At 51.6% G+C, this 15,612-nt stretch carries 15 protein-coding genes and 1 pseudogene; 2 read left to right on the forward strand and 14 right to left on the reverse strand.

The window, feature by feature from the left end; genetic code table 11:
- Window positions 1-3: 3 nt before the first annotated feature.
- The 12 genes and pseudogenes from ASF12_RS00855 to mobA all read right to left on the reverse strand — a co-directional run bounded on the left by ASF12_RS00855 (window position 4) and on the right by mobA (window position 11,472).
- Window positions 4-1,722: an ABC transporter ATP-binding protein gene (locus ASF12_RS00855; protein ID WP_056028482.1), complete on the reverse strand. Its 1,719-nt coding sequence runs from the start codon at window positions 1,720-1,722 to the stop codon at window positions 4-6.
- Between the two features lie 178 nt (window positions 1,723-1,900).
- Entirely contained in the window at window positions 1,901-2,875 is a 975-nt protein-coding gene (locus ASF12_RS00860) for a hypothetical protein (RefSeq protein WP_056028485.1), read from the reverse strand.
- On the reverse strand, window positions 2,872-3,936 hold the full coding sequence (locus ASF12_RS00865) for an SPFH domain-containing protein (RefSeq protein ID WP_056028488.1): 1,065 nt from the start codon (window positions 3,934-3,936) through the stop codon (window positions 2,872-2,874). The genes ASF12_RS00860 and ASF12_RS00865 overlap by 4 nt, the downstream gene beginning before the upstream one ends.
- Before the next feature lie 154 nt (window positions 3,937-4,090).
- Window positions 4,091-4,387 carry a hypothetical protein gene (locus ASF12_RS00870; RefSeq protein ID WP_155972700.1) on the reverse strand — a complete coding sequence of 99 codons (297 nt, stop codon included), beginning with the start codon at window positions 4,385-4,387 and terminating at the stop codon, window positions 4,091-4,093.
- Window positions 4,384-4,737, reverse strand: a complete 354-nt coding sequence (locus tag ASF12_RS00875) for a hypothetical protein (RefSeq protein ID WP_056028494.1) — start codon at window positions 4,735-4,737, stop codon at window positions 4,384-4,386. The genes ASF12_RS00870 and ASF12_RS00875 overlap by 4 nt, the downstream gene beginning before the upstream one ends.
- Window positions 4,738-4,882: 145 nt before the next feature.
- Window positions 4,883-6,028 (reverse strand): annotated as a pseudogene (locus ASF12_RS00880) (nitrate/nitrite transporter); the annotation flags it as partial.
- Window positions 6,025-6,210, reverse strand: coding sequence for a hypothetical protein (locus ASF12_RS00885; RefSeq protein WP_056028499.1), 186 nt, complete (start codon window positions 6,208-6,210; stop codon window positions 6,025-6,027). The pseudogene ASF12_RS00880 and the gene ASF12_RS00885, both read right to left, overlap by 4 nt.
- Window positions 6,200-6,733: a Rieske 2Fe-2S domain-containing protein gene (locus ASF12_RS00890; RefSeq protein WP_056028502.1), complete on the reverse strand. Its 534-nt coding sequence runs from the start codon at window positions 6,731-6,733 to the stop codon at window positions 6,200-6,202. The genes ASF12_RS00885 and ASF12_RS00890 overlap by 11 nt, the downstream gene beginning before the upstream one ends.
- 169 nt (window positions 6,734-6,902) lie before the next feature.
- Window positions 6,903-7,466, reverse strand: a complete 564-nt coding sequence (locus ASF12_RS00895) for a 4Fe-4S dicluster domain-containing protein (protein ID WP_046233445.1) — start codon at window positions 7,464-7,466, stop codon at window positions 6,903-6,905.
- Entirely contained in the window at window positions 7,463-9,640 is a 2,178-nt protein-coding gene (locus tag ASF12_RS00900) for a molybdopterin oxidoreductase family protein (protein WP_056028505.1), read from the reverse strand. The genes ASF12_RS00895 and ASF12_RS00900 overlap by 4 nt, the downstream gene beginning before the upstream one ends.
- Window positions 9,627-10,667 (reverse strand): hypothetical protein, encoded by a 1,041-nt coding sequence (locus ASF12_RS00905; RefSeq protein WP_056028508.1) that lies wholly within the window; start codon window positions 10,665-10,667, stop codon window positions 9,627-9,629. Before ASF12_RS00905 ends, ASF12_RS00900 begins: the two co-directional genes overlap by 14 nt.
- A gap of 184 nt (window positions 10,668-10,851) precedes the next feature.
- Window positions 10,852-11,472, reverse strand: coding sequence for a molybdenum cofactor guanylyltransferase (mobA, locus tag ASF12_RS00910; RefSeq protein WP_056028511.1), 621 nt, complete (start codon window positions 11,470-11,472; stop codon window positions 10,852-10,854).
- A 233-nt stretch (window positions 11,473-11,705) separates the two neighbouring features.
- On the opposite strand from mobA, the gene ASF12_RS00915 reads away from it, so the two are divergent.
- A complete protein-coding gene (locus ASF12_RS00915) occupies window positions 11,706-12,422 on the forward strand; it encodes a Crp/Fnr family transcriptional regulator (RefSeq protein WP_056032624.1) in 717 nt (238 codons plus the stop codon).
- Window positions 12,423-12,485: 63 nt separating this feature from the next.
- On the opposite strand, the gene ric is transcribed toward ASF12_RS00915, so the two are convergent.
- Together ric and hemG are read right to left on the reverse strand one after the other, a co-directional pair.
- Window positions 12,486-13,193 carry an iron-sulfur cluster repair di-iron protein gene (gene ric, locus ASF12_RS00920; protein ID WP_056028514.1) on the reverse strand — a complete coding sequence of 236 codons (708 nt, stop codon included), beginning with the start codon at window positions 13,191-13,193 and terminating at the stop codon, window positions 12,486-12,488.
- Between the two features lie 106 nt (window positions 13,194-13,299).
- Entirely contained in the window at window positions 13,300-14,760 is a 1,461-nt protein-coding gene (gene hemG, locus ASF12_RS00925) for a protoporphyrinogen oxidase (protein ID WP_442952483.1), read from the reverse strand.
- A gap of 163 nt (window positions 14,761-14,923) precedes the next feature.
- On the opposite strand from hemG, the gene ASF12_RS00930 reads away from it, so the two are divergent.
- Window positions 14,924-15,610, forward strand: a complete 687-nt coding sequence (locus ASF12_RS00930) for a Crp/Fnr family transcriptional regulator (protein WP_056028519.1) — start codon at window positions 14,924-14,926, stop codon at window positions 15,608-15,610.
- Window positions 15,611-15,612: the final 2 nt, after the last annotated feature.

Here is a 15,612-nt window from a genome sequence, read left to right on the forward strand (position 1 = left end):
TGGCTACACCGTGCTGTATTGCGCTTGATGCAGTTTGCTGTAAATGCCGCCGGCCGCAACCAGCTCTTGATGTCTTCCTTGCTCAGCAATGCCGCTCTCGTCGACGACAATGATGCGATCCGCATTTTTGATCGTCGTCAGGCGGTGGGCAATGACCAGCGTCGTTCTGCCGACGGACAGGTCGGACAGCGATTTCTGAATCGCGACTTCCGTCTCCGTATCCAGTGCCGACGTCGCTTCATCGAGGATGAGGATCGGCGGGTTTTTCAAAAACATGCGAGCAATCGACAGGCGCTGCTTCTGGCCGCCCGACAGTTTGACTCCGCGCTCTCCAATAATCGTATCCAGCCCTTCGGGCATTTTTTTGATCAAATCTTCAAGCGATGCCCGGCGCGCCGCTTCCCAAATTTCTTCCTCCGTCGCCAACAAATTGCCATAAGCGATGTTTTCGCGAATGGAGCCCGAAAACAGGAACACGTCCTGCTGCACGATTCCAATATTTTTGCGCAGCGATTCCAGCTTAATATCCCGAATATCTTTGCCGTCCACCGTAATGCTGCCTGCGAGCACATCATAAAACCTTGGCAACAGGCTGCAAATTGTCGTTTTCCCCGCTCCAGATGGGCCTACGAATGCCACAGTCTCTCCAGCATTAATATCCAAATTAATTTTCTGCAAAATCATATTGTTTGTTTCATAACCAAAGCTCACGTCATGAAAACGAACATTGCCGACGACTTTTTTGAGTTCCGTTGCATTTGGCCGATCTTCAATGTCAGGCTCTGTATCAATGATCTCCGTGTAACGTCTGAAGCCGGCGATGCCTTTTGGATAGCTTTCGATAACTGCGTTGATTTTCTCAATCGGGCGGAAGAAAATGTTCGAAAGCAAAATGAACGCCATAAATTCACCCATATCCAGCTTGCCCTGAATAAAGAAATAAGCGCCGCAAATCATCACAAAAATCGTAACGAGCCGCATCATCATATAGCTGACGGAAATGCTTTTCGCCATCGTTTTGTAAGCGAGCAGCTTCGTCAGGCGGAAGTTTTGGTTGTCTACGGAAAACAGTTTTTTCTCATGCTCTTCGTTTGCGAACGATTGAACGACACGAATGCCGCCGACGTTGTCTTCAATACGGGCATTAAAGTTGCCGACATCGCCGAACAAACGACGGTACGTTTTGCTCATTTTGCCGCCGAAGACGATAATAAGCCAAGCCATAACCGGAATAATGATGAAGGTTATAAGAGCAAGCTCCAAGTTAATGTAGGCCATTAGCGAGAAGGAGCCGATAAGCGTCATAACCGCAATAAATACATCCTCCGGCCCGTGATGCGCTACTTCGCCAATATCGTTCAGGTCATTCGTAATACGGCCGATCAAATGCCCCGTCTTGTGATTGTCGAAGAAGCGGAAGCTAAGCTTCTGGATATGGTCGAACATTTTGCGCCGCATATCCGTCTCGATGTTAATGCCTAGCATATGCCCCCAGTAGGTAACTACATAATTAAGCGCCGTATTGAGCGCATAAACAGCAAGCAGCCCCGCACAAGCAGCAACGATCAGCGTCCAGTTCTGGCTGGGAAGCAAATCGTTAATAAATTGGCTGACCGCAAGCGGGAAAGCCAGCTCCAGCAATCCGGCAAGAATGGCGCAGCCGAAATCAAGAAAGAACAGTCCCTTATAGGGACGATAATACGAAAAAAATCGACGCAGCATTTCAAAATCACTCTCTCATCTCTAGATTAGGTTCACAAGCGTATTCCTGCTAATCCGAATCATCCCCATCAACCCATGACCCAATTATAACATGATTGCAGTGGACTGGCGTGTGAATCTCCCTATAGATTTCCAAAATGACCGTGCGCATCGCCCACCTTCCTGCCTTGTCCTTTGCTTAAACGATGAGATGTCCCTGACGATCTGCTGGCCCAATTGTCGCCTCAAGCCCGGAATGAAAGTTAAGGAAATCACTCTCTACCCCATCGCTGAAAATAACACCGTCGTCCGGCATTTGCGATGTGATCCGCAGCTTGCGCTGCCCGTTGATTTGCCCGAAAACGATCGAGGCTGCGGTCGTCCGGCTTGGAAATGGCTCTCTGACCGTAAAATAGAGCGAATCCGCCGACCAATCCAGCCGACCTTTCTCCTGTTCCTCAGCCGCGTCTAGATCTTCAGGCATGAGCGTCAGCGGCTGACGCGTCGCGCTGCTCACAATGCCGGCTGCCCCGGCAAGCACGCTTCGCAGCCAGCCGCTTGCGCCGAGGCCGGTCGATACAATAATGCCACTGGAGGACTGCTGCTCGGCATGCTCCTCCAGCTTAATTTCATACCGCGCCGACACATGGGTTTTGCGCCCGATAAACAAATCGTTAACGCCGTAGAGGCACTGGCCATTGTTGATCTGCGCCATTGCCAGTGTAACCGGCTGAACCCGGCGCTTCCCACGCAGCACCTCGGGAATAAGCAGGCGCAAATCTCCAACCGTGAAGGGCAGCAGCACGCCATCCCAGCGCTGCGGCTCCGGATTGACGCCAATGAGCGGCTGGCGGTCCAAATATTTGAGCGTACCCGCGACTAGCCCATCCGGGCCAATTGCGACAACGATATCGTGGTCGCCGAATAGGAAGCTGGGCACATGCTCGCGATCCAGCACTTGGACTCTGCCCTGCTGCTCCAGCTCGCTTACCGCCAATGAGACAGCATTTTGATACACTTCATTTTCCAGCCAATAGTCCCCAAAGTCCGCGCCAAGCCGTTCAATGTAAAACTTCGCCTGCTGCACCGTATTGTAGCGAACGAGCAGCTCCTCCAGCCTCGTCTTCCGCTTCACGACGATAAATTTTGCATCTGCACCCGCTGCCCGGCTCATCGTCCTGCCCCTCCTCTGGCTTCCGACTTGCCCAAGCTCGCCCCGTTCCCAGTCCCAGGAATCAGGCTTTGCAGCAGATCCGGCGAAATATTCAGCTGTCCAATCCGCTCCGCTTTTTCCGCCATCTCCTGAAATGCAATCGCAATAAGTTTATTCGAATCCATGCCCATATTTGTCATCGCTTGCAGCACATATGGCTGGGTATCATGTAGTGATTTCATAACAGCAGCGAGCTCATACGCCTTGGCATCCGCCTCAGACCGCCTGTTCGCAGCAGCGAGCTCAATCATCGCTTGCTTCTTCTCCTCAAGCTGCGTATCAAATTGCAGCTGCACCTCTTTAAGCTCGTTTTGCTTCTGGCGCACCGAGCGCTCCGCATCAAGCTGCGCTTCGCGAATTTGCCTCTTCTTCTGCTCAACCGCAATATCCGTGTTCAGCTCGTTTTCCTTCACGCGCCGCTCCTGCTCAATGGAGGAATTACGACGCACGTACAGCGCCTCATCCGCATCCTGAAGCATTTGCTCACGCGACTGCGCTTCAAGTGCCCGCATCGTCTCCTTGTTCGGCAGTACCGCCAAAATGGACAAGCCCATCAGCTCGATGCCCAGCTTAGCCAGCTCCTCATGCTGGCTGATCTCCTGTCTAATCATTTTCGCCAGCCGTTCGCTCGATTGGATCGCTTCCTTAAGCGGCAGCTGCGCCAGCTGTTTCTTCGTCAGCACCTTGGCAAGTTGAATCATGCGTTGGGACAGCTTGACCGGATCGTCGGAAATATAAGCTTTTTTCTTTATATTGTACGTATAATTCATAATTTCCATCATTTTGCGGTAGTCCACAATCCGGTAGGTCAGTTGTCCCTGCACCGTTACCGTCTGGTAATCGCGAGTAATCTCTTCAAACATAAACGACACATCGATCGAGGAAATCGGAATGACGACCACCGAGGACGCCCGCTCATAATAATAGAAGGACAGACCAACGCCCTCTTTCACAACCTTCCCGTTCTTCACCTGAATAATATAATCGCTCGGTTGAAACTTAACGAATTCAAATCCAAACATGGCTCGTTCCCCGCTCTCACTTTTAATAATGTCGATTTGATAATATCTAAATGATAATTGATAAAATCCATACTGTCAAACCGACATTATAAAAACAAGCCCCGCCGTCACAACCCAAGCGACGTTGGAGCTCTATAGCGAAAAGGTAACGGCTCTATAAAAAATACACCCAATAATGCAGCTGCGACTGCTCATCATGCGAGACAAAGCGCGGTCCAGTCGGCGTCTGCTCCAGCAGCGTATGCTTCTCATCAAACACCGGAACCGACAGAAACTGCTCCTTGTTAAAATAAAACAACAGCTGTGATCCATCACTTGCCGCCGCCACCTTAAACAGCGTATATGGCTTCGGCAGTGTTTGCTGCTCTCCTGAGCGATCCTCCATCCATACTTTGATGCGGGCGCCCGCATACGGCATCAACTCATCGACCAAGCGCTGCATCGCCATCATGAGACAGCTCCTGCTTCAGCATTTTTACGAGCCGCTTGCTCGCCGCAGTGCTGGCATTCCTCAGGACGCTTCAAATCCAGCTCCAGCCTATAGCCCTGAATCCAATCCCAAAATTCCGGGGGTGCCTGCTCCTCAATAAACAACAGCACCTCCTCATCCTTCTCCCAGTCGCTGTAGCCTTTCACCGCCGCATTGACGACCTGAAGCTCCCCCTCCTGCTTCTCTTCCAGAAACCAGGAGGATTTCTTAGCAAACAGCTGCTGGAGCAGCGCTTCAATTGATTTAGTAAATGAGCTCCCCTGCTCCTGCTTGCGGATGAAGCATAAATCCAGCATAAATTCCGATTTCATCGTCAATCCCTCCCTGAGCATCTATAAAATGAAGCCTGACCTGTAACCTTTAAGATTTGACCATATCGCCCGGCAGCCTATTTCTTGTGCTATGGTCGTTTTGAACATTTTGAGCGTTTTGCTGAATCAAGCGCTCAGCCTGACCAAGCTTCTCTTGATAGAACAGCCAAATGACGAGTATTAGGCTCGCCAGCGCAACCTCGGACAGCGCCATAAATCCAATGGCGTAATGCCCCGTCCATTTGAACAGCACGGACAGCAGCAGCGGCGGAAAAAATCCGCCAAGCCCGCCCATAGCGGAGATCAGGCCGTTTGCAATGCCCGCCTGCTTGACGAAATACAGCGGTACCAGCTTGAAAATCGTCCCGTTGCCTGTACCGGCACAAAGCGCAATAATGAGGCAGCCGACCGTATACATGCCGATGGATGGTGCGAACGACAGGACAACCGCTGACAGCGTAAGTCCGCCAAACACGAACATCAAAATCACAAATGGATTGAAACGGTCACCGAGCCAGCCACCGACAGGCCGCATGATGGTCGCCAGTACGATGAAGCCAGCTGTGCGCAGCCCCGCATCCACCTTGCTCAGCTCAAAATGCGAGACGAGGAAGTTTGGCAAATAGACCGTAAAAGCGACGAAAGAGCCGAAGGTAATAAAATAAAACAAACAAAGTGCCCACAGCTTTTCATTGCGGTATACCCCTTTGATCTGCTCCGACAAAGAAGCCATCACCTTCGGCTCATTGCGGTCTCCCAGCATAAAATTAATCAAGATGAATATGGCCAGCAGCACCAGATACAGCAGCACTGTTTTGCTCCACCCCAGATAGTTAGCCGCTACGGGAGCGGTAAAAGCCGTAATCGCCGTACCCAAATTTCCGATGCCATAAATGCCGTTCACAAAGCCATGCCGTTCCTTCGGGTAATATTTCGGCAGAGAAGTGACGCCAACCGAAAACACCGCGCCCCCGATGCCAAGGAAAATCCCGCCGATAATCAGATCGGCAAAGCTGTCTGCCAGGCTGACCCAATAGACGGGTGCAAGCAAAATGAGAAAACTAAACCCAAACAGCTTGCGCGCGCCGTAGCGATTTGTCCAATAGCCGACCGGAATCCGAAGCACTGAGCCGAACAGCACCGGAATGGCCGTCACCCAGGCAAGCTGGCCTGACGTCAGCTGGATATCCTCCTTAATAAACGGAATGAGCGATGAAAGAATTACCCAAACCATAAACCCAAGAATCAGGCTTCCCGTCTGAATGGATAGCTGCGTTTTATTTCCGTTCATCTGCGTACCTCCTTCTTATAAATCCATAGTGCAAGCGGGAATAGCAGCACATTCAGCAAAGCAAATACGAGGACAAGCTCATATTTTTCATGAAAATAATGATTAACGACATTCTGCGTACAGACGATATTCAGAAAAAGCACGACGCTCAGCAAAATGACGCCTCTGTAGCTACGTTTCATACCGCTTCACCCCTGTCGCATAAATCGCTCCACCTTCGATTTCAACCAATACCTCAGGCAGCGCTCTCCTCGGCGGTCCTGCTGTCGGCTTGCCCGATTGGGGGTCGAAAAAGCCATGATGGCAAGGGCAGACGAGCTGATCCTCCTCCCGGCTCCAGAACACCGGGCATTTCAAGTGCGTACAAGCATTTTGATAAGCCTTGTATTTATTGTCGCCCAGACGGATCAGCAGTGCTGATTCATGGTCGCCGGGGTAGTGGAATTCCACCGCCTCTCCTACTTTGAGCGCCTGCACATCGGCGATTTTCTTCTTCGGATGGCTGCTTTTTCCAAAGCCCATCAGCTCCTTTGCGGCAAGTCCGCCCCACGGAAGCGTGGACACGGCGAACACACCGGCTGCGCCAACCATCGTTTTCAGAAAGCCCCTGCGGTCCAGCTGGCGTTCATTGTTTTTGTGGATGTTATGCGTGTAATTATCCTCTTCAAATGGCACTTTATTGTTTTTGCCTGCCTCATTGTCCATTGCATCTGAGCCTCCTTCTACTAGCTAACCTTCTAAACAGCATGACAAGGTGAAACGGCTTTCGCCGTCCTCTGGCGGCGCGCGGCGTTTCAGTCCAAGAAATATAGAGAAAGTATGGCGAAAGCATATACTTTCCTATATTTTAAAAAATTAGATCCAGCTCTATCGTTTAAAATAGTTTTTGGACGCCCTGCAAAATGCCGGGAAGGCTGATCTTCACATTCGTCTCGCCTTCAAGCGGCTCGAACGGCTGGTGGCTGGAAACCCATTTGCCAAGTCTGTGGCGTTCCTGCTTCTCTGCCAGCTCCTCCTCGGTAATCCATTGCAGCGTATTGGTTGGGCAGACGGAAGCGCACATCGGCGGGATGCCTTCCTTCGTCCGGTCGTAACAGAGGTCACATTTATACATTAAATTTTGCTCTTCATCAAATTTCGGAATGCCGTAAGGGCAAGCAATCGTGCAGTTCTGGCAGCCGATGCATTTCTCGACAAGCGCGGACAGCACTGCGCCTTCCTCGGTAATTTGAATCGCTTGCGCCGGACAGCTTCTCGCACATGCCGGATTGACACAGTGCAGGCACATGAGCGGGATCGTCTGCCGATCCACCAGCGGGTTGACGTCATACACATAGTTGCGGTTGCGCTCGTCGTGTCCGCCGCATTGCGTACAAGCGGCGAGGCAGCTTCGGCAGCCGATGCAGTTGTCCATTTCGATATACAGCAGCTTCTTCATCGTACCGCCTCCTTTGCAGCGTCAGGCAATTTCGTGATTTGTGCGGCACAGACTTTAAATTCCGGCATACGCGACATCGGATCAAGCGCAGCAATCGTCAGCAAATTGACCGACTGCTCATAGCCATAGTGATAGGGCACGAATACGGTATCCTTACGAATCGCTTCAATCACCTTCACTTTATAAAAGCATTCGCCGCGGCGGGTGAACAGTCTGACAACCTCGTCATGTGCAATGCCATACTGCTGCGCCGTCTCGGGATGAACCTCGACGTACGGCTCTGGGCACATATCCCGCAAAAACGGAATCCGCCGTGTCTGATTGCCGGATAAATAATGATAGACGACCCGGCCTGTCGTCAGGCGGAGCGGATATTCCTCGCATGGCTCCTCCGCTGAAGGGCGGTATGGCAGCGCGCAAATTTTCGCCCGTCCATCGGGATGAAAATATTTGTGATCCTCGAACATATAAGGCGTTCCGGTATCCGCTTCGTCCTTGCAGGGCCAGAACACGCCATCCTGCCGGTCAATTTTGTCCCAAGTGGCGCCGTAATAGTCGGCGTAGCCGCCCTTGGAAGCGAGGCGAAACTCATCTGCAACCTGGCTTGCCGTCTGCAAATGCCGGAAATAGTCACCGCGTCCAAGCCGCTCTGCCAGCTCTACATGAATGAGCCAATCCGGCTTCGATTCGCCTAGCGGCTCCTGCGCCTTGTTGATTTTAATAATGCGGCCCTCCAAATTCGTCACCGTGCCTTCATCCTCCGACCACGTCACCGATGGCAGCACGACATCGGCAAATTCCGCTGATTCCGACAAGAAGAAGTCGGCGCATACCATGAAGTCCAGATCCTTCAATACCGAGCGCACATAATTGAGATGCGGCGCTGACACGGCGGGGTTCGAGCACAGCAGATACATGCCGCGAATCGTCTTCTGCTCCATCAGCTCAAACATTTCAAAGGCCGAGACGCCCGGCAGCGGCATTTCCTCCGGCGTGATGCCCCACACCTCGCATACCTCCTGCACATGCTTCGGATTCGTCAGCTTGCGATAGCCCGGCAGCAGATCGGATTTTTGCCCATGCTCGCGTCCGCCTTGACCGTTACCCTGTCCCGTAAGCGTCGCTACACCCGATTTCGGCCGTCCGATTTTTCCAGTAACGAGGCACATATTCGTGTAGGCCGAGACGTTGTCCGCGCCTTTAACTTGCTGCTCAATGCCTCTGGCGAACATGACGATCGCATTCGGCGCCTTGCCGAAAATTTCCGCTGCCCGTATCAGCTTCTCCGGCGCTACCCCCGTAATTTCACTCGTATATTCTGGTGTGAAAGTCTTCACAATCTCAAGCGTCTCCTCAAAGCCGCTCGTGTAATTAGCGATATATTCATGATCGGCATGGCCGTTTTGAATGAGCAAATTCACCATGCAGTTGGCAAGCGCCAAATCCGTCCCCGGCCTTAGATCGAGATGGACATCCGCCCTTCTTGCAATCGGCGTTTCCCTTGGATCGACGACGATAAGATAGCCGCCGCGGTTTTGAACCTCCCAGACACGGAACATGGAGGTTGGATGGCATTCCGCCGTATTGCTGCCCGCGATGAACAAGCAATCCGTCTGATGAATATCCGTCCATGGCAGCGTTGAGCCGCGATCAATCCCAAAACTCCGAAGGAAGCCCGCTGCTGCGCTTGCCATACAAAATCTTCCATTGTAATCGATGTATCTCGTTTGCAGCCCGACTCGGGCGAATTTCCCGGTCAAATAACATTTTTCATTCGTCATCGAAACGCCGCTGAATACGGACAGCGTGTCCTTCCCATATTCGGATTGTAGCTCCTTGAAGCGGCGGGCGATTAAATCATAGGCTTCGTCCCAGCTGGCTTCGCGGAAGCCTTCCTTCGTCCCTTTTTTCGAAGCGTCGTCCCGAATGAGCGGCTTCAGCAGCCGGTCCTGATGGTTCGTCTGCTGATAGGCGGTCACGCCTTTCGGGCACATTTTGCCGCGTGTGACGGGCCAGTCGTACCTTGGCTCCACGCCGATAATCGTATTTTTGTCGGTATCGACCCGCAAATTCATTCCGCACTGCATGCCGCAGTAGGAGCAGTGGGTTTTAACCAGCTTTTCCTTCGGATGATGCTTGTTCGCAATATTTTGCAGAAACTTATCCTTTAGCATGCTGGTTCGCCTCCTTGACCTTGATTTCATGTGTCGGAATGCCCGTAAAACGGGACATCCGGTATTTGCGCCTGCAAGGCAGACAAAGCTCGGCCAGATGGAAGCCTTCCTTCATCTCGAAGGAAATATCGTTTTGAGCCAGCACGTGAATGACATCGCTGGATTGCTCCGTCGATACGAAGCTGCTGCCGCATACTTTGCAGGCTTTCATTTGCTGCTCGCCGAAAGCTTCACGATAGTTTTTGGCGAGTACGCTCATCGGACGGAATGGAATATGCGCCAGCTTGCCAAAAGGCAAATAAATCAGCGTAAGGATGACCGACCATTGGTGGATTAGCGAGATAACCGGATGGCCCCAGCCATGCAGGAATATGTTACTGAACGTCAGCAGCAGCCCCGTAATGCTAATGAAGAGCAGCAAATACAGCGGCAGAAAATCATAGGTAAACGTCTGCTCAGCCTTCGCTTGCATATTGTTAAGCCTGCGATACAACGCCATGCACACCCCGGCAATAACCATAAAGGCGGTAATATTCAGCGCGTTGTAGAACAGAAAGGCGATCCAGCCGTCCGCCTTCACCTGCATCACATCAATACCGAAGGCGACGACGGTGTACAGGCCATTTTCCCCCATCGTAAAATACATCCATCCAAACACGAGCGGGAATGTGACGCAGCAGGATAGAATACAGCCCCAGCCGAGCAGCACATGCTGTGTCCAGCGGTAAACGCCGCGTTTGAAAATGAAACGGTAAGTTGCGAGATGCTCAACGGACGTTTGGGGCGTGCTTTTGCGAAACAGCAGCTTAAGCCCCTTCTTCATAATCAGCTTCGTTGGCGGACGCTCGGCCCAGGCGATAAAGCGGTAAAAAAATCCCCCGATAAAAACGAACGTGCCCACCATATAGCCATAAAGAGCAAGGTCGATATGGGTGAAAAATCGGGTGCCGACGTACACAAGAATCAGCAGCGCTACTACGGTCATGAAATACATTTTCGCAAATTTGGAAGCAAAGGCTCGATCCATGGCAAATTCTCCTTCTTCGATGTTTTCTGCCCTCATTAAATCATTCCGGCATGGTACATCGCTGTGATTGCCATCACAATAGCTCCTCTGTCACCTTTTGTTCAAAAAAAAAAAAACAATTTCCCTCAGCTCTTCGCAGCGTTAAGGAAAATTGAATTCAAAGTGGCTGCCGATGGCAGGCCTTTTAAGTTTGAGAGGCTGAGGCGGCGTCATACAAGCTGAGGATGCGCTCATATTCCTCAGGCGTGTTCACATTCGTCACACAACTGAGCTGTTCATCCGTCTGTTCGAGCTGCTGCGTATCTACACCGTAATAGCAAATCCGATTCAAAAACGTCATCACTCGGTATTCTTTTATATCGAGCAGCTTCTCAATTTCACCAGCGCTTCGCTTATCATAGACGCCATGCAGCGGATGCAGCTTGCCAGCCGCAGATGGAATCGCCGCCGCAGAGCGACGCTCCCGCTTCACCTTCCACAGCTGCTCGGCCACCGTACTTGAAATAAGCGGCATGTCGCAGCCCACGACCCAGATGTCCGAATGCGTCGCTAAGGTTAAGGCGGCATGCATGCCGCTAAGCGGACCTTTGCCTGGAATATAATCCGTAATGATGCGAATGCTGCTGCCTAGAATAGGCAAAAAGCTTCGCGGGTCATTCGTTACCAAAATGACTTCAGCGCAAAGCTGCTTCATCGTACGGATCTGCCGCTCAACAATGCTTTCGTTTACAAAAGGAAGCAGACCTTTATGGCGACCGCCCATTCTGCGGCTTTGCCCGCCGGCTAATATGGCTCCCGTCAGCATATATGTCCCTCCGTTCTGTAGTGGACACCCTTTTCTGGCTACATTATAGAAGTTTTTATAAGGCGATACTGTTACAAATATCACTCTCTTAGGCCTTATTTACAATTTTTATGGCCAAAGTGTGATTTTAGTCACTCTGACAGTGATGGACTTCTGTTACATTGGGAGTAAGCTATTTCAAGCGGATAGTCCCGCTATACTAGCAGCAAAGGCGGTAATTGGGGATGAAACCAATGACAGTTGCGAGACCTTACACACAAACGGTATACAATACGTTTTGTTTTTCAGAGACCAGTTTTGAGAAACTCAATGAAATTATGTATACACACCATATTCCGGCAGGCAGCCATATTTTCTGGGAGGGCGATGCCGACGACAAGCTCTATTACATAATGGAAGGCCGCGTTAAGCTGATCAAACACAATACCGCCGGCAAGGAATTTGTCTTCTCGCAATATCAAACAGGTGATATTCTGGGTCAGTTCGATCCTTTCAAGCCTACTTGCCACAGCTCAAGCGCAAAGGCCGTGCTGGACTGCACCATTGGGGTTATTCAAAAAAGCGATTTGGAAATATTATTGTGGCAGCATGGCGATTTGGCGATTGAATTCATGAAGTGGATGGGACTTATGCATCGCCTGACCCAGACCAAATTCCGCGACCTCGTCATTTATGGGAAGCAGGGAGCTTTAGCCTCGACGCTTATTCGGCTGGCGAACTCTTTCGGGAAGCAAACGGAGGATGGCGTGCTGATTTCTGAAAAAATAACGAATACCGAGCTTTCGGACTATATCGGCGCTGCTAGGGAAAGCGTCAACCGTATGCTCGGCGAGCTAAAAAAACAAGAGGTACTGTCATTCGATCACGGTTATATCGTGCTGAAAGACATTGATCATCTGAAATCGATTTGCAATTGCGAGCAATGTCCGAAGGAAGTTTGCCGCATATAATAAAGCCTTCCTGCAATGGTTCAACCTGTAGGAAGGCTTTTTTTCTATTCTATTCAAATGCAGTTATGCAATCTGAAGAACGCGCGGGAACAAAATATTATTTTCCAAGTGAATGTGCTGGAATAGATCGGTTTCTAGTTCCTCCAGCTTCTGAAAGGTTAGCGTATACGTGCGGCACGCCCCTTCAGGAAGCTCGTAATGATGCGTAACCGCACGCATTTCCTTGAGCAGATCGCCGACCTGGCTGTGCTCGGACTCAAGCTCCGTTATCGCCGCTGTCAGCTTCTGATGCAGCTCGGGGGATGGCTCCTGTTCATATTGGCGGATGAGTGGAAAGATTTGCTCTTCTTCGTCGATTAAATGCTGCTCCAGCTCCAGCTTCATTTCGTGGAACAGTCGGTGCAGCCGGGGCAGCACATCAGCCTGCTTGTGTCCATGCACCCGCAAAATTTTCGTCGTAAACTCGCTAAGCAGCGGAAGCTCCTGCTGGACATAGACATGATGCGTCTGAATCACATGCTCGATCAGCTCCGTATAAGATCTGCTGCTCCAGTCAATATCCTCGCCCTTATGCTTGCTGGCCTCGGCATAATTTTCATTGAGTGCGGATAAAAATAAAGCTGCATCCGTTCCCTGCTGCCGCAGCACCGTATGCAGCGAGCGATTGCCCCCGCAGCAAAAATCAATGTTATAGGCTCGCAGCAAGTTGCTTGCCCCCGGATAACGCGTCACTATTTCACCAATTTTCTCTGTACCGTTAAATATGGTCATTTGTCGCACCTCCATAAAATAATGTTGCAGCTCCTGCCTTTTAAGATGATGAAGCTTGAGCTGCTGTTAGTATAGCGCAGGCTGGCTAGCGTGTTTGTGATGAGGATCACTGCTTGAAAAATGGCAGCAGCGCTTCAGCCGCTCGCCTTCCCTGTCCGATACAATCCGGCAGCCCGACTCCCTCATAGCCGGAGCCGCATAATAATAAGCCGGGATGGCTAAGCGCCAGCCCCTCGCGCTGCTTGGCCAGCTGCTCCAGATGCCCCACCGGATACTGCGGCATCGACCGTTCCCACCTGGTCAGCTCCGTAAAAAGCGGCTCAGCTGCAATGCCCATTATCGCCTGCAAATCTTGGCGGACGGCGTCCAGCAATTGACGATCCGTGAGCTTCGTCCAGGCTTGCGCCCCCGCATGTCCGATATAAGCCCGCAATAAAATATGACCATTCGGTGCCGTATGCAGCCATTTCGACGACGTCCAGGTGCATGCGGTTATCATTCGTCCCTCGCTTCGCGGCACTACAAATCCGGAGCCGTTCAGCGGAAGCTTAATGTCCTGCGGCTTGTAGGCTAACGCGATATTGGCAACCGATACATAGGGAATGTCGCGCAGTGCCTGTAATTGTCCCGGCATCTTCGCTGGCATTCCCGCACTTCCTTCCAGCAAAATGGCCGCCTCGTAAGCAGGCAGCGCAATAATAACGCCTTCCGCCTGCAGCTCCTCCCCATGCTCAAGCCGAACCTGATAACCCCGCCCTTCCCTCTTCACTTCCGTGACCGCCTGTCCTGTCAGCCGGCGGATCGAGCTCAGTTGCTCGTCCAGACGCTCAACCAGGCTTCCAAGCCCGCCTTTAAACGTGAGAAATAGGCTGCGGCGAGCTATCTCCGGCAGCTCCTTCGGCATTTCACGCGCCTGCTTCTTGCTCGCGAGCATGCCTAAAATCAAGCTGCGATGCCGCTGCTCCAGCTGTCGAAATTGCGGGAAGGTCGCTTGCAGGCTGAGCGCTTTGGCATCTCCAGCATAAATGCCTGCCAGCAGCGGCTCCGTAACCTGCTCCAGCACCTCCCGTCCAAGCCGCCGCTCAATGAAGCCGCCCAAGGATTCATCCCCTGTCGCCTCCCGCTTCGGCAGCCATAAATCAAAGGCTGCACGCAGCTTGCCCAGCGGCGACAACAGCCCGGTTTTCATAAACGGAGTCACTTCCGTCGGAATGCCGAGCATAAGGCCCATGGGCATTTGATGCAGCCTGCCCTTATGCAAAATATAGTTCGCCCTCGCTTTCGGATTCGCCGCAACCAGCTCCGATTCAAGGCCAAGCTCCCTCGTCAAATCCAGTATGGGCTGCTTGCGCGCCATAAACGAATCCGGCCCCTGCTCGATGAGGAAGCCATCCCGGCGCAGCGTTTTTATTTTTCCGCCAAGGCTGCCGCTTTTTTCAATAAGGGTTATTTCTGCCGATATTTGCTGCCCATCCAGCAGCTTTCGCATGTAGAAGGCGGCGCTGAGGCCTGTTATGCCGCCCCCAATTATGATGATTTGCTTAGGTGCTTCTCCCACTTCTGCCATCCCCCTTCTTCCGTCCAGCTTACGATACCATGCGGGAAACGGAGCGGATGTGATATGCGTCATAGCTTGATAAATGGAATCGATGATCGACTAGACCTGTGACTAGCGTCACATAACGTCTAAATCGTCTAAGGTATAATGGAAAAAACGGAGGTGTACGGCGATGCAGCAGCAAATGGAGCTTTTGCGCCAAATTTCTTTATTTCGCGATTTGACGCCGGATGAGCTGGCCCGGATATGGGCCATCGTCATTCCTCGGTCATACCGCAAGCGGACCGCTATTTTTACGGAGGGCAGCCATAAAGAAGCCGTGTTTTTCGTCCAGAACGGGCTGATCAAAACATATAAAACCGATGAAAACGGCAATGAGCATATTATGTCCTTCCTCAAAACAGGGGATATGTTCCCTCATACCGGCTTTTTCAACCAGCACCCTTACCCGGCAACGGCCGAGGCGATTATGGAGACGCAACTGCTCGCCATTCCTATTCATGCATTCGAGCAGCTCATGATGAATACGCCGGCGATTGCGATTAAAGTGATGCGGGTGCTCAGTGGTAAAATTATAGAGCTTCAGGAAAAATTGCAGGAGCTAACTGGTCAAGATGTGCAAGACCGCGGCGTATCTTTCCTGCTCAAGCTTGCAGAAAATTATGGAACGGATCACGGCGGCATCGTCCATGTCGAGGTGCCGATGACCAATCAGGAGTTTGCCAATACGATTGGCACGACGAGGGAAACGGTCAACCGGCTCATTAACCAGCTGCGTAAGGAAGGGATTTTGGAGCCGCAGCGGAGCGGCTACCTGATTCATGACTATGAAGCATTAAAAACCTGGTCGCACAAGTGAAG

Origin of the sequence: Paenibacillus sp. Leaf72 (assembly GCF_001422685.1) — a bacterium.
Taxonomy (GTDB): Bacteria; Bacillota; Bacilli; order Paenibacillales; family Paenibacillaceae; genus Pristimantibacillus.